This is a genomic window from Agromyces ramosus (genome assembly GCF_004216665.1).
GTDB classification, from domain to species: domain Bacteria; phylum Actinomycetota; class Actinomycetes; order Actinomycetales; family Microbacteriaceae; genus Agromyces; species Agromyces ramosus.
In genome coordinates this window covers 1,235,985-1,250,127 of sequence record NZ_SGWY01000001.1, presented here as the reverse complement: position 1 = coordinate 1,250,127, position 14,143 = coordinate 1,235,985, and the positions used below count along the sequence as shown (strand labels likewise).

The window sequence follows — 14,143 nt, the reverse complement described above, 5'->3', positions numbered from 1 at the left end:
ATCATGTCCAGCCCATCCACCCCCGCCCGGCGGCGAGCTCGTCGCACCGTCGCGATGGTCGCCGGCGGCGTCAGCGCCGCCCTCGTGCTCGCAGGCTGCACCGGCCCCGAACCCGACGCCGACACGAACGTCGACTGGGAGCTCACCGCCACGACCGACGCCCCATCTGGCGACATCGACTCGTTCTCGTGGGTGAGCTACGCCGAGCCCTTCTCGCTCGACTACGCCTACGCGTTCGACTACGCCGACAACCAGGTGCTCGCGAACGTGTGCGAGTCGCTGCTGCGGCTCAACCCCGACTACTCGCTGTCGCCCGGGCTCGCGGAGGCGTTCGAGCATCCGACGCCGACGACGTGGGTGTACACGATCCGCGACGGCGTGACATTCCACGACGGCACGCCGCTCACGGCCGCCGACGTGGTCGCCTCCATGAACCGCCACCTCGACCCCGCCGTCGGCTCGTCGTGGTACTCGGTGTACCAGAACGTCGCCTCGATCGAGCAGACCGGCGACCGCGAGGTCACCGTGACCGAGTCGCTTCCCGACTCGCAGTTCAACCTCGCGATGGGCGGTTCGGCCGGCGTCATCGAGTCGGCGGCCACCCTCGCCGAGAAGGGCGCCGACTACGGCAACTCGACCGGCGGCGTGAACTGCACGGGGCCGTTCAGCCTCACGGAGTGGAAGGCGGGCGAACGCATCACCCTCACCCGCTACGACGACTACTGGGACGAGTCGCTCCGGGCCAAGTCGGGCGAGGTCGAGTTCATCTTCATGAACGACGCCAATGCCCGCGTCAACGCCCTGGCCTCGGGCGAGGTCGACGGCGGCTGGATGGTCCCGTTCGAGGCGGTTCCGCAGCTCGAGAACTCGAGCGTCGGCGACATGCTCTTCGGCATGAGCACGGCGGTGTCGAGCCTCATCGTGAGCGATCTCGAAGGGCCGCTCGGCGACGTGAACGTGCGCGCGGCGCTGCTCATGGCCCTCGACCGCGAGGGGATCGTCTCCGCCGCCGCCAAGGGCTACGGGGAGGTGACCGATGCGCTCACGACCGAGTCCGTCTGGGTCGGAGCGAGCGAGGCCGGCCTCGCGACGGCCTTCGAGGGCCTCGCGGAGTATCCGTACGACCTCGCCGCGGCGAAGCAGCTCGTGGAGGAGGCCGGGGTCGTCGGCGAGGAGATCGTGCTCGTCACCGCGCCGATCAGCAGCGACTTCAACGTGATCGCGCAGGCGACCGCCGCGGCCGCCGAGTCGATCGGCCTGAAGGCCACCATCGAGACGATCACGCCGAACGCCTACACCGCGCTCTTCTCCGACCCGAGCGCACGCGAGGGCGTGGATCTCTTCTACACGTCCTGGTACCTGTCGAGCCCCGACCCGCTCGAGATGTACAGCGTGCTGCGCACCGGCGAGTTCAGCAACTACGGCGGATGGTCCGACCCCGAGTTCGATCAGGTCGTGAACGAGGCGATCGCGATCGACGACCCCGCGGCTCGCTCCGAGAAGACCGCCGAGGCCCAGCGCATCGCCAACGAGCAGCTCCCATGGCTGCCGCTGTACGCCGGTCCGATGCCCCTGTTCCTCGGGGAGCGCATCACGGGCGTCGCGCCGTCGATCGCGTTCCTGTACTACCCGTGGGCGGCCACCATTGGCGCCCGGTAGCGGCATCCGTCGGCACCTCGGCCGGCCAGGCGGATCGGCGGTCGCCTCATGACCGCCGGCCGCCGGGTGGCCGGCAAGCTCGGCGCCCTGCTCCTCACGTTGTTCCTGGCCTCGCTGCTGGTCTTCTTCTCGCGCTTCCTGGTGCCGGGCGACCCGGTGAGCTTCCTGCTCCGCGGGCGCAAGCCGACGCCCGAGGCGATCGCGCAGGTCACCGCTCAGTACGGGCTCGACCTCCCGCCATGGCAGCAGTACCTGCAGTGGCTCGGAGGCGTGCTGGTGGGCGACTTCGGCCGGTCGCTGCAGTACCGGCAGGACGTGACCACGGTGATCGGCGAGCGCCTGCCCGTGACGCTCGGGCTCGTCCTCATGGCCGGCGCCATGATCGCGATCGTCGGGCTCACGGCGGGCATCATCGCCGCGCTCAAGCGCGGCCGCGTGCTCGATCGATCGGTGCTCGTCTTCCTCACGATGCTCGGCGCGATCCCGTCGTTCGTCGGATCGATCGTGCTCATCGCGGTGTTCGCGGTGCAGCTCGGCTGGTTTCCGTCGTTCGGCTCGGGTGAGGGGTTCCTCGACACGCTGTACCACCTCGTGCTGCCGTCGATCGCCCTCGCGGTCGTGTTCGTCGTGCTCGTCGGCAAGGTGACCCGCTCGTCGATGGTCGACCAGCTCGGCCGCGAGCACGTCGAGGTCGCCACGAGTCGCGGTCTGAAGCGCGGCACGGTGATCCGCCGGCACGTGCTCCGCAACGCGATCGGGCCGATCCTCACGGTGAGCGGGCTCCTCGTGGCCGGCCTCCTCGTGGCGAGCTCCATCGTCGAGGCGGCCTTCGGGCTCGCCGGCATCGGTTCGCTCCTCGTGCAGTCGGTCGACCGCCTCGACTTCCCGGTCGTCCAGGCGATCGTGCTGTTCGTCGTGTTCGCGTTCGTCGTCGTGAACGCGATCATCGACATCCTCGAACCCTGGATCGACCCCCGGTCCGCCGCAGGAGCTGGTGCCAGATGACCGCCACTCCCACGCTCGCGCTCGAGGTGCTTCGTGCACCGCGCGTGCACCGTGCGGACGCCGCCTTCGTCGTCAGCCTCGGCGTCGTCGCACTGATGACGCTCGCCGCCGTGTTCGCCCCCTGGATCGCACCGTACGATCCCGACCAGGTCGACCTCTCCGCCGTGTACTCGGGACCCACCGCCGCGCACTGGCTCGGCACCGACGCGCTGGGCCGCGACCTCCTGAGCCGCATGATCTTCGGCGCGCGCACCGCGCTGCTCGGACCCCTGATCGTCGTCGTCTCGTCGACGATCCTCGGCATCCTCCTCGGGCTCCTCGCCGGCTGGCGGGGCGGGTGGATCGACGCCGTGCTCGGCCGCGTCTTCGACGTCGTCTTCGCATTCCCGGCGCTGCTCATCGCGATCATGGCGGTCGCGCTCTTCGGCAAGGGCCTCGTGGCGCCGGTGATCGCCATGAGCATCGCCTATGCGCCCTTCGTCGCCAGGCTCACCCGCTCGCTCGTCACCTCGGAGCGGAGCCGCCCGTACGTCTCCGCGTACCGGGTGCAGGGCTTCTCGGGGGGCTGGATCGCCACGCGCCGCGTGCTGCCCAACGTGACACCCATCGTCGGCGCCCAGTCGACGCTGAACTTCGGCTACGTGCTCGCCGAGCTCGCGGCCCTGTCGTTCCTCGGCCTCGGCGTGCAGGCGCCGACCGCCGACTGGGGCGCGATGATCAACGAGGCCCAGGCCGGCCTGCTCGGCGGGCACTTCCTGCCGGCGATCGTGCCCGCCGTGGCCGTCGTGATCGTCGTCGTCGCCGTCAACGTGATCGGCGAGGAAGTCTCCGACCGCATCGGCGGAGGGATCCCCGCATGACACTCCTCGACATCTCCGACTACACCCTCGACCTGCCCGACGGGACCCGCCTCCTCGACGGGGTTTCGCTCACGGTGGCCGTGGGCGAGACCGTCGGCCTGGTCGGCGAATCCGGCTCCGGCAAGTCGCTCACGGCCAGGTCGGTGCTCGGCATGCAGCCCCGTGGAGCGACCACCGGCGGCTCAGTTCGCCTCGACGGGCGCGAGGTGCTCGGTGCACCGGCCGGCGACCTGCTCGCGGTCCGGCGATCGAGCGCCGGCATGGTCTTCCAGGACCCGCGAGCGGGCATCAACCCGATGCGCACCATCGGCGACCACCTCACCGAGACGCTCCGGCTCGTCGACGGCAGGTCGAAGTCCGACGCCGAGGCGCGCGCCGTCGAGCTGCTGCGGGCGGTTCGCCTGCCCCGTCCAGAGGACCACCTGCGCCAGTACCCCCACGAGCTGTCGGGCGGCATGCTGCAGCGTGTCATGATCGCCGGCGCGCTCACGAGCTCCCCGCGCCTGCTGATCTGCGACGAGCCGACCACGGCGCTCGACGTCACCACCCAGGCCGAGATCATCTCGGTGCTCGGCGAGCAGCGCGCGACCCGCGGCATGGGCATGCTCTTCATCACGCACGACCTCAACCTCGCCGCCTCGATCTGCGATCGGGTCTACGTGATGAACGCGGGCCGGGTCGAGGAGGAGGGCGACGCCCGTCGGGTGTTCCGCAACCCGCAGGCCGCGTACACGCGTCGGCTTGTGGCGGCGACGCCGACGATCGCTTCCATCGGGCCGCTCGGTCCGGTCGTGATCGGCGAGGCGACGGATGCCGCATCCGCGCCCCGCAGCGTCGTCGAGCTCCCACGGGCGGTCGACGCCGAAGCCCCCATGCTCGACGTGCGCTCCATCGCGAAGACGTACCACCTGCACGGCAAGCCCCCGGTCCGTGCCGTGGTGGACGCGTCGATCGAGATCCCGCTCGGCAGCGCGCTCGCCGTGGTGGGGGAGTCGGGATCGGGCAAGTCGACGCTCGCACGCATGATCGTCGGCCTGGAGTCCGCCGACACGGGCGAGATCCTCGTCGACGGTGTCGTGCGAACGGCCATGCCACGCAGGCGGGCGGAGCGGCTCGCCCATTCCCGCTCGGTGCAGATGGTCTTCCAGGACCCGTACCTGTCGCTCGACCCCCGCATCTCGGCCGGCCGCGCCATCGAGGACACCCTGCGGCTGCACTCGACCCTCACGAGCCGGGACGCGCGGACCCGCGTGCTCGACCTGCTCGAGCAGGTCGGCCTCGGCGAGCGGCACGCCACCGCCGTGCCGCGCACCCTGTCGGGTGGTCAGCGGCAGCGGGTGGCGATCGCCCGCGCGCTCGCCGTCGAGCCCGACGTGCTCGTGATGGACGAGGCGACGAGCGCCCTCGACGTGTCGGTGCAGGCGCAGGTGCTCGACCTCGTCGCCGGCATCCGACGGGAGCGAGGCCTCACGGTCCTCTTCATCAGCCACGACCTCGCGGTCGTGCGCCGCGTGTGCGAGCAGACCGTCGTGATGCGCAGCGGCGAGATCGTCGAGCGCGGCGCCACTGCCACGCTGCTCGAGCGTCCGCGGCATCCGTACACGCGGCTACTGCTCGACTCCGTGCCGAGGCCCGACTGGGACCTCGATGCACTCGCCGCCATCGATCGCACCGAGGGAGTCCCCGCATGAACGCCACCATCGTCGACCGGTCACGGCGCCCCGCTCTGCGCACGACCGTGTTCGAGCGCTCGCAGCCCAGCCCCGCGGCGATCGCCCACTCGCTCGGCGGCACCGTGGCGGCGCCGTTCTGGCTCGACGATGTGCGGGGCCGGCGGGTCGACCACGGGCCGCTCGTGGGCGACGTCGAGGCCGACCTCGTGATCGTCGGCGCCGGCTACACCGGGCTCTGGACCGCGCTGCGTGCCGTCGAGCGGCAGCCCGGCCTGCGCGTGGTGCTGCTCGAGGCCGAGAGCGTGGGCTGGGCGGCATCCGGACGCAACGGCGGGTTCTGCGAAGCGAGCCTCACCCACGGCGACGAGAACGGCCGCTCGCGCTGGCCCGACGAGATCGACACCCTCACGCGACTCGGGCTGGAGAATCTCGACGAGATCGAGGCGACCGTGCGCCGCTACCGCATGGACGTGGACTTCGAGCGCACCGGCATGCTCGCGGTGGCGGTCGAGCCGCACCAGGTGCCGTGGATCGCCGGACCCGACTCCGACGACGGACGCGACGCCTTCCTCGACGAGTCGTCGGTACGCGCCGAGATCGCGTCGCCCACCTACCTCGCGGGCCGGTGGGACCGCCGCACGAACGCGATCCTGCATCCCGCGAAGCTGGCACTCGAACTCGCCCGCGTCATCGTCGAGGCCGGCGTGGTCGTGCACGAGCGCACGCCCGTGCGCCGCATCGACGATGCCGGTTCGCGCGTCGAGGTGGTCACCGACCGTGGCGTGGTGCGCGCCGATCGCGCCGTGCTCGCGACGAACGTGTTCCCGTCGCTGCTGAAGCGGAATCGGCTGATGACCGTGCCGGTGTACGACTACGTGCTCATGACCGAGCCGCTCGGCGACGACCGCCTGGCCGAGCTCGCCTGGCGCAACCGCCAGGGCGTGAGCGACCTGGCCAACCAGTTCCACTATTACCGGCTCAGTGCCGACGGCCGCATCCTGTTCGGTGGGTACGACGCGATCTACCACGCCGGCGGCCGGATCAGGCCCGAGTACGAGGACCGTCGCTCCTCATTCGAGAAGCTCGCGAGCCACTTCCTCACGACGTTCCCGCAGCTCGAGGGCACCCGATTCACGCACCGCTGGTCGGGGGCGATCGACGCGAGCACCCGGTTCTGCGCGTTCTACGGCCTCGCTCGGGGCGGAAAGGTCGCGTACGCGGCCGGCTTCACCGGGCTCGGCGTCGGTGCCGCCCGCTTCGCCGCCGACGTCATGCTCGACCGGCTGCGCGGCCTCGACACCGAGCGTACTTCGCTCGAGATGGTGCGCGACCGGCCGTGGCCGTTCCCGCCCGAGCCGGCCGCATCCATCGGCATCAACCTGACGCGCTGGTCGCTCGATCGAGCCGATCACCGCCAGGGTCGCCGCAACGTGCTCCTGAAGACGCTCGACGCGCTCGGCCTCGGGTTCGACTCGTAGGGCGCGAACGAGGGGCCTCGGGCGCACGCGCCGGAGGCCCCTCGTTTCAATCAGCCGTCGGCGTCGCCTACTTGAGGATGAACTTCGCGGCGATGCTGGACCCGTCGTCGGTCGTCATCGTGACCACGACGCATGTGCCCGCCTTCTTCGGCGTCGCCCAGTTCTGGACGAACTGGCCCGCAGTCGCGTCATAGCGCAGCGCGGTTGCGCCGGTCGTGGTGAACTCGATCGGGTCGGTGGCGGCCGAGGCGCCGGGGCAGGCGGTCGAGACCACCGTGAAGCGATCGATCGCGGCGGTGCTGGTCAGCTCGGTGGCACCCGAGAACACCTCGAACTTCAGGGGCACCGTGCTGCCGTTCTTCACCGTGTTCCACACGCCGCCCATGTCGACCGGATTGAAGAAGCCGGCGAGGTTCCACGCGAGAACCGTGTAATGCAGGGTCTGCGTCGCGACGTTGCCGGCGCGGTCGGTCGCGGTGGCCGTCAGGGTGTGCTCGCCCACGCCGGTGCCGTAACCGCTCACGACGCATGGCGACACCAGACCCGACAGCTCGTCGTCGGCGGTGCAGGACGGCGCCGGCGGCACGTCGCCGAAGGAGTACGCCGAGCCGAACGCACCCGAGAACGCGACGTCCGGCGCGGTGAGGTCGATGTCGATGTCGGACACCTCGCGCTCCGTGACGTTGCCCGCCAGGTCGGTCGCGGTGCCGGTCGCCGAGAGGTTCTCGCCTTCGCCGAGGTCGACGTCCCCCTCGCAGGTGTCGATCCCGGAGAGCGCGTCGTTGCAGGTGAAGCCAACATGGACGGGCTTGTTGTACCAGCCGTTGGAGTTGGGTCCATCGCCGGGGGTGAGCGTCGCGGTGATCTCCGGGGCGCTCGTGTCGACGCGTATCCCCGTCACAGTGGCCTCGGCGGTGTTGCCTGCGCGGTCGGTGGCGGTTCCCGTGCTCGAGACGGGGCCTCCCTGGCCGATGGTCGTGTCGCCAGTGCAGCTCTCGATGCCCGACAGGTCGTCGGTGCACTCGAAGTCGATGACCACAGCGGCCCGGTACCAGCCGTGGGGGTTGGGTCCATCGCCGGGGGTGAGCGACGAGGTGATCTCCGGGATGGTCGTGTCGATGTCGACGTTCGAGACGGTGTCCAAGGTACTGTTGCCCGCCCAGTCGGTCGCGGTGCCGGTGTACGACTGATCGGCGCCCTCGGACAGCACGGTGTCGGGCCCGCAGGACTGGATGCCCGAACCGCTGTCGGCGCAGGTGAACGCCACGCCCACGTTGGTGCGATACCAGCCGTTGGCGTTGGCGTTGGCGGGGCTCAGCACGTGGCTGATCGTCGGCAGGCCCGTGTCGCCGACCGTGTACGTGACCGTGGCGGTGTCGGCGGCGAGTCCGCCCGTGTCGGTGTGGTCGCACGTCGCGGTCTGCGTGCCGAGGCCGTGCACGAGGGTGCCGCTGATGGCGGCGGGGAAGGAGCTGGGGCCGTCCTCGGTGTCGGAGACGGCGCAGGTCGCCGCGGGAACGGATCCGATCTCGTAGGTCCCCGCGATGACGCCCTGCACCGAGACCGTCGGCTTGGTGTTGGCGGGCGGCGGCTGGGTGACCGTGATGGGGATGCTCACGTGGTTGACGTACGTGCCCCCACCCGCGGGGCTCGAGGTCACTACCACCGTGACGGTGCCGCTCACCGCGTTCGCGCCGGCCTTGAAGACGACCGGGAAGTCCGTCCCGCAGGCCGTGATCGAGAGCGGGTCGGGCGTGGCGGTGATGCCCGTCGGCGTGATCACGTCGAGCACCAGGGCGCTCTCACCCGCATCGATGTTGCAGCCGGGGTCGGGGTCCTGCTGTGCAGCGTTGCCAATGACGCGGATCCCCGCGCTCGCCGTCGCCTGGCTTCCGGCCTCCAGGACCAGTGCGTCGGCCACGGTGTCGCCGATCGTGTCCTGCAGGGTGTCGGCCTGTGCGACGAGGGTACTGCCGAGCACCCCTGCGATGGTGAGGAGGGCGACGGACGCGGCCATCCCCGCCCGCTTGAGCATGCGTTCCATGGGTTGTTCCACCTTCGGGTCGGTGCGGCGAGACCCGTTTCGGGCAGCCATTGGACCGACGCTACGTGCAGCGGAACGCACGAGAAAGGGCAGGGCGGTCGAAAATCCGGATATTGACCCGAACTGGGGGCGAGCGCTACTCGAGGTTGTCGACGGGCGTCGTCTCGTCCATCGGGTCGCCCTCGCTCGCGCTGGTGACCTTCGTGCCCTCCTCGGCCGCCTGCCGGTCGGCCTCCGCCGAGTCGACGAGCGCCTCGTCCACGTCGGGGTCCAGGGGCTGGCGCGGGTCGCGGTCGACGTCGAGCGGCTCCTCCAGCGGGTCGACGAAATCGGTCATGGTCGTGTTCCTCTCCTCACGGCCGCGGGACCGCGGCTCACTGCCTGACCTCGTCGGGGTCGAGGTCGACGTCGCCCGCGTCGTCCGGCCCGCCGGTGCCCGGCACCGCACGGACCCGCGAGGCGTCGATGTCCTCGTCCAGGCCGTCGGGGAGCGGGTCGCGCTGCTTCGCCGCGGTCTCGTCCTCGCTGCCCGGGCTGTAGCTCACGTCCTTGCGCGCCTGCTCGGCATCCGTGAGGGGGGCCGGGTCATCGGCACCGGCGTCGGGGTTGCGTCGCGCGGCGGTCTCGTCTGGCGTGCTCATATCGCGAGCGTAGGTCGGCGATCCGGCGGCCGGCAGGGCCTTGACAGCGGATGAGCGGATGCCGCGTGCCGCAGCCCGGTGTTCGCGCTGGCGGGCACCGTCACCGGCGCCTCCGCCGCCGTTCCCGAGCGCGTGTCGGTGGGTCGTCGCTAGGCTGGATCCCAACACGATCCAGGGGGATATGCCATGCAACGAATCATGACGTCCACCGCGCTCGTCTTCGCGGGTGCTCTGCTGCTCTCGGGCTGCACGGCGGGAGGCGGCGGCTCCTCGCCGAGCGCCGACCCGTGCGAGACGGTGCAGAGCGAGGTGCGCGATATCTCGAACGGCGCGCAGAACGCGCTCGCCGCCGGGGGCGACCCCTCCGAGGTGCAGTCGACGCTGGAGGACTACAGCGTCCGCGTCACCGAGCTCGGCGAGACGACCAGCGACGAGGTGAGCACCGAGCTCGAGGCCCTCACGGGTGCGCTCGACGACGCGGCCGAGTTCGCGGCGACCCTGCCGAGCGACCCCGAGGCCGAGGTCGACTCCGAGGCGGTCGCCGAGCACCAGACGGCGATCCAGGACGCAGCGACGTCGGCGAGCGAGGCCTGCTCGGCGGAGTAGCGATGGGCGTGACCGCGCGTGAGCGGCGCGCGGCATCCGATCAGCGGATGTCGCGCGCCGTCGTCATGATGCGGCCTTCTTCTTCGCCGCCGGCGCCTTCTTCTTCGCGCCGTCGCCAGAGCCCGACGCGGACTTCGACCCGCCCGAGGCGCCCGACTTCGACCCGCTCGCCGATCGCGTCGAGCTCGCCGACGCCGACTTCGACCCGCCCGACGCGGCCTTCGTGCCGCCCTTCGCGGCATCCGACCCGCCGCGCTTCGACGCGATCGACTGGCGCAGCGCCTCCATGAGGTCGATGACCTCGCCGCCCTCCTCCTGCTCGGGCTGCTCGCCGAACGTGGCGGCCGTATCGACGGCGTCGCCCTGCTCGAGCTTCGCCGTGATGAGGGTGCGCAGTTCCTTCTGGTACTCGTCGACGAATTGCTCGGGCTCGAAGTCCGACACGAGGCTCTCGACGAGCTGCTTCGACAGGTCGAGCTCCTTCGACGAGATCTTGACGGGCTCGTCGAGCGAGGGGAAGTTCGCCGCTCGCACCTCGTCGCTCCACAGGAGCGTCTGCACCATGAGCACGTCGCCGTACACGCGGAGCGCCGCGAGCCGCGTCTTCTGGCGCAGCGCCATCTGCACGATCGCGGTCTTGTCGGTCGACTCCAGCGTGCGGCGCAGCAGCACGTAGGCCTTGTTCGACGCGGAGTCGGGCTCGAGGTAGTAGCTCTTGTCGAACATGATCGGATCGATCTGCTCGGTCGGCACGAACTCGACGACCTCGATCTCGCGGCTGCGCTCGGCGGGCAGCGACTTCAGGTCCTCGTCGGTGATGATCACCGTGCGTTCACCGTCGTCGTAGGCCTTGTCGATGTTCTTGTAGTCGACGACCTTGCCGTCGATCTCGCAGACGCGTTGATAGCGGATGCGTCCGCCGTCCTCGTCGTGCACCTGGTGCAGTGACACGTCGTGGTCCTCGGTGGCGCTGTACAACTTGACGGGCACATTGACCAGGCCGAATGTGACCGCCCCCTTCCAGACGGCTCGCATGCCTACCAGTACACACCCCGGCGGATGCCGCGCGGTAGCCCCTCGCGGCATCCGCGCTCGGATTGCGAGGTGACGCGAATCGTTCCTTCCTCGTGCTCGGATGGACGATTCGCGTCACTTCACAAGGTGAGCCGGGCATGATTGGGGCATGGCCGAGGCACGCCAGCTCGTGGAGGTCGACGGCCGGAGACTCCGGCTGACGAACCTCGACAAGGTCATGTATCCCGAGACGGGCATGACCAAGGGCGAGGTGATCTCCTACTACGCGGAGGTCGCCCCGGTCATGGTGCCGCTCGTCGCGGGCCGTCCGGTCACGCGCAAGCGCTGGGTGCACGGCGTCGGCACCCCGGATGCCCCGCAGTCGGCGTTCTTCGAGAAGAACCTCGAGTCGCACGCGCCCGACTGGATCCGGCGGGGCGTGATCCACCACTCCGACGGCGACAAGGACTACCCGATCGCGGGCGATCGGGCCACGCTCGTCTGGCTCGCCCAGCAGGCCGCGCTCGAGCTGCACGTGCCGCAGTGGCGCTTCGACGCGCAGGGCCGGCCCGCGAACCCCGACCGGATCGTGTTCGACCTCGACCCCGGGCCCGGCATGGGCCTGCCCGAGTGCGCCGAGGCCGCCCGGCTCGTGCGGGACCTCCTGGCCGGCATGGGCCTCGACGCCATGCCCGTGACCAGCGGCAGCAAGGGCATCCACCTCTACGCGGCGCTCGACGGCCGGCAGACGTCCGACCAGGCCTCCGCCGTGGCTCGCGAGCTCGCGAAGGCCCTCGAGGCCGACCACCCCGAGCTCATCGTGTCGAGCATGCGCAAGACCCTCCGCGAGGGCCGCGTGCTCATCGACTGGAGCCAGAACAACGGCAAGAAGACGACGATCGCCCCGTACTCCCTGCGCGGCCGGTTCCGTCCGACGGTGGCGGCCCCGCGCACGTGGGAGGAGCTCGAGGACCCCGACCTGCGCCACCTCGAGGCGCACGAGGTGCTCGAGCGCGTGGCATCCGGTGACGACCCGCTCGCGGTGATCACGGCGGCGTCACACGACGGCCCGCTCGCGGAGTACCTGTCGATGCGCACGACCGGGGTCACACCCGAACCGATGCCCTCGTCGAGCTGGGGTCAGCCGTCGGGCGGCGATCCCCGCTTCGTGATCCAGGAGCACCACGCGCGCCGCCTGCACTTCGACCTGCGGCTCGAGCGCGATGGCGTGCTGAAGAGCTGGGCGGTGCCGAAGGGCGTTCCCGAGAGCTCGGGCGTGAACCACCTCGCCGTGCAGACCGAGGACCACCCGATGGAGTACGCGACCTTCGAGGGCACCATCCCGGCGGGGGAGTACGGTGCGGGCTCGATGACCATCTGGGACGCGGGCACCTACGAAACCGAGAAGTGGCGCGACGAGGAGGTCATCATCGACCTCGACGGACAGCCCGGCGGTCCGCTCGGCGGCCGCGTGCGCCTCGCGCTCATCCGCACCGACGGGTCGGGCGAGAAGAGCAGCTGGCTCCTGCACCGCATGAAGGACCAGCGGCCGGGTCACTGGAGCCCGTCGTCGAAGGCGCGGCACTCGAGCGAGACGGCAGCGGATGCCGCGGGCGGCGCCGCACGGGTCACGGATGCCGCCGATGCCGATGCCGATGCCGATGCCGATGCCGACGCCGATGCCGACGCCGAGCCCCGTGCCGACGCCGACGCCGACGCCGACGCCACCGCCGCCGCACCCGATGCGGACGGGGCATCCGACGCGGAGGACGACGACCCCGACGGACCCCACGAGGTCGAGCCGATCCTCGTGCGACCGATGCTCGCGACGTCGGGCACGCTCGGCATCGTCTCGCGGGGCGAGTGGGCCCTCGAGTGGAAGTGGGACGGCATCCGCGTGCTCGCCCGCGCCGACGGCGGCGGCATCCGCCTGCTGAGTCGCAGGGGCAACGACGTGACCGCCACCTACCCCGAGCTGGCCGGTCTGCCTCACGTGCTCCGCGGGGACGCGCTCGTCGACGGCGAGATCGTCGCGCTCGACGAGCTGGGCCGGCCGAGCTTCGAGCGGATCCAGCAGCGGATGAACCTCGCTCGCCCGCGTGAGATCGAGCGCGTCCTCCCCGCCGTGCCCGTGCGGCTGCTGCTCTTCGACGTGCTCGAGATCGCGGGCTCCTCGGTGATGTCCGAGCCCTACGCGCGGCGGCGCGAGCTGCTCGAGCGACTCGTGCGCCCGCGACGCGGCATCCCGGTCGAGCTGCCCGCCGCGGCATCCGGAACGCCCGAGGAGGCGTTCGAGGAGAGCCGTCGGCTCGGGCTCGAGGGGCTCGTCGCGAAGCGCCCCGACTCGCCCTACCGTCCCGGCGCGCGGTCGGAGGACTGGGTGAAGCTCAAGCTCACGCGCACCCAGGAGGTCGTCATCGGCGGCTACCGCAAGGGGAGCGGCACGCGCACCGGTCGCATCCGATCCCTGCTCGTCGGGATCCCTGGCGAACACGGCCTCGAGTACGCCGGTCGCGTCGGCAGCGGCTTCCGCGAGGTCGAGCTCGATCGCCTCCTCCGGCGCCTCGGAGACCTCGAGCAGGCGGCTTCACCGTTCCTCGACGTGCCCGCCCCCGACGCGTTGGACGCGGTGTGGCTGCGACCCGAGCTGGTGGGCGAGATCGAGTTCGGCGAATGGACCCGAACGGGCGTCGCGCGGCATCCGCGGTGGCGTGGACTGCGACCCGACAAGCCGCCCGGTGAGGTGGTACGCGAATCGTGATCCCGCCCGGTACTCTTCGTGCGTGGGCACCCTCTACTACGGCGATTCCGGCACCCCCATCGGAATCGAGGACCGTGCGCTGGCGCACGTCAAGTTCGCGATCACGACGAAGCTCCGCCGAGGGGAGAGCTTCACCCTGTCGTGGATGCACCCCGATGATCAGCCGCGCGGCCGGAGCACCATCTGGGTGCATCCGACCATCCCGCTGAGGTTCGTGTTCGACGAGCCCGAGGCCCCCGAGCTGAACCGCGAGTGGATCGAGGACCTCCTGCGGTCGGCGAACAGCACCGGCGGCATCCTGCTCGTCGTCGAGCACATCGACACCGAGGAGCCCCGGTCCGACACCCAGCCGGTGATCGCGGCCTGACCGCCGCCGCCTCGGGGCTCGCCGGCAGCGTCGGG

12 protein-coding genes are annotated in these 14,143 nt (G+C 70.8%); 8 read left to right on the top strand and 4 right to left on the bottom strand.

Going from position 1 to position 14,143, the window contains the following annotated elements:
• Positions 1 to 3: 3 nt before the first annotated feature.
• The 5 genes from EV187_RS05890 to EV187_RS05870 are packed head-to-tail and all read left to right on the top strand — an operon-like array spanning position 4 to position 6,675.
• Entirely contained in the window at positions 4 to 1,659 is a 1,656-nt protein-coding gene (locus EV187_RS05890; RefSeq protein ID WP_207221743.1) for an ABC transporter substrate-binding protein, read from the top strand.
• Between the two features lie 48 nt (positions 1,660 to 1,707).
• The gene (locus tag EV187_RS05885) at positions 1,708 to 2,664 is read left to right on the top strand and encodes an ABC transporter permease (RefSeq protein WP_130352011.1); all 957 of its coding nucleotides are present in this window, start codon (positions 1,708 to 1,710) and stop codon (positions 2,662 to 2,664) included.
• The gene (locus EV187_RS05880) at positions 2,661 to 3,524 is read left to right on the top strand and encodes an ABC transporter permease (protein ID WP_130352010.1); all 864 of its coding nucleotides are present in this window, start codon (positions 2,661 to 2,663) and stop codon (positions 3,522 to 3,524) included. Before EV187_RS05885 ends, EV187_RS05880 begins: the two co-directional genes overlap by 4 nt.
• Positions 3,521 to 5,215: a dipeptide ABC transporter ATP-binding protein gene (locus EV187_RS05875; protein WP_130352009.1), complete on the top strand. Its 1,695-nt coding sequence runs from the start codon at positions 3,521 to 3,523 to the stop codon at positions 5,213 to 5,215. The genes EV187_RS05880 and EV187_RS05875 overlap by 4 nt, the downstream gene beginning before the upstream one ends.
• Positions 5,216 to 5,250: 35 nt before the next feature.
• Complete coding sequence (locus tag EV187_RS05870; RefSeq protein WP_130352278.1) at positions 5,251 to 6,675, top strand: NAD(P)/FAD-dependent oxidoreductase; 1,425 nt, start codon at positions 5,251 to 5,253, stop codon at positions 6,673 to 6,675.
• Between the two features lie 67 nt (positions 6,676 to 6,742).
• Here EV187_RS05870 and EV187_RS05865 read toward each other — a convergent pair whose 3' ends face one another.
• The 3 genes from EV187_RS05865 to EV187_RS05855 all read right to left on the bottom strand — a co-directional run bounded on the left by EV187_RS05865 (position 6,743) and on the right by EV187_RS05855 (position 9,360).
• Entirely contained in the window at positions 6,743 to 8,719 is a 1,977-nt protein-coding gene (locus tag EV187_RS05865) for a PxKF domain-containing protein (protein WP_130352008.1), read from the bottom strand.
• Between the two features lie 136 nt (positions 8,720 to 8,855).
• Complete coding sequence (locus EV187_RS05860; RefSeq protein ID WP_130352007.1) at positions 8,856 to 9,056, bottom strand: hypothetical protein; 201 nt, start codon at positions 9,054 to 9,056, stop codon at positions 8,856 to 8,858.
• Positions 9,057 to 9,093: 37 nt separating this feature from the next.
• Positions 9,094 to 9,360, bottom strand: a complete 267-nt coding sequence (locus EV187_RS05855) for a hypothetical protein (protein WP_130352006.1) — start codon at positions 9,358 to 9,360, stop codon at positions 9,094 to 9,096.
• A 186-nt stretch (positions 9,361 to 9,546) separates the two neighbouring features.
• Here EV187_RS05855 and EV187_RS05850 point away from each other — a divergent pair, with 186 nt between their 5' ends.
• The gene (locus tag EV187_RS05850) at positions 9,547 to 9,966 is read left to right on the top strand and encodes a hypothetical protein (protein WP_130352005.1); all 420 of its coding nucleotides are present in this window, start codon (positions 9,547 to 9,549) and stop codon (positions 9,964 to 9,966) included.
• Positions 9,967 to 10,029: 63 nt separating this feature from the next.
• Here EV187_RS05850 and ku read toward each other — a convergent pair whose 3' ends face one another.
• Complete coding sequence (gene ku, locus EV187_RS05845) at positions 10,030 to 11,001, bottom strand: non-homologous end joining protein Ku (RefSeq protein ID WP_130352004.1); 972 nt, start codon at positions 10,999 to 11,001, stop codon at positions 10,030 to 10,032.
• Between the two features lie 148 nt (positions 11,002 to 11,149).
• On the opposite strand from ku, the gene EV187_RS05840 reads away from it, so the two are divergent.
• Both EV187_RS05840 and EV187_RS05835 read left to right on the top strand, forming a co-directional pair.
• The gene (locus tag EV187_RS05840; protein WP_130352003.1) at positions 11,150 to 13,741 is read left to right on the top strand and encodes an ATP-dependent DNA ligase; all 2,592 of its coding nucleotides are present in this window, start codon (positions 11,150 to 11,152) and stop codon (positions 13,739 to 13,741) included.
• A 22-nt stretch (positions 13,742 to 13,763) separates the two neighbouring features.
• Positions 13,764 to 14,108, top strand: a complete 345-nt coding sequence (locus EV187_RS05835; protein ID WP_130352002.1) for a DUF7882 family protein — start codon at positions 13,764 to 13,766, stop codon at positions 14,106 to 14,108.
• Positions 14,109 to 14,143 lie beyond the last annotated feature (35 nt).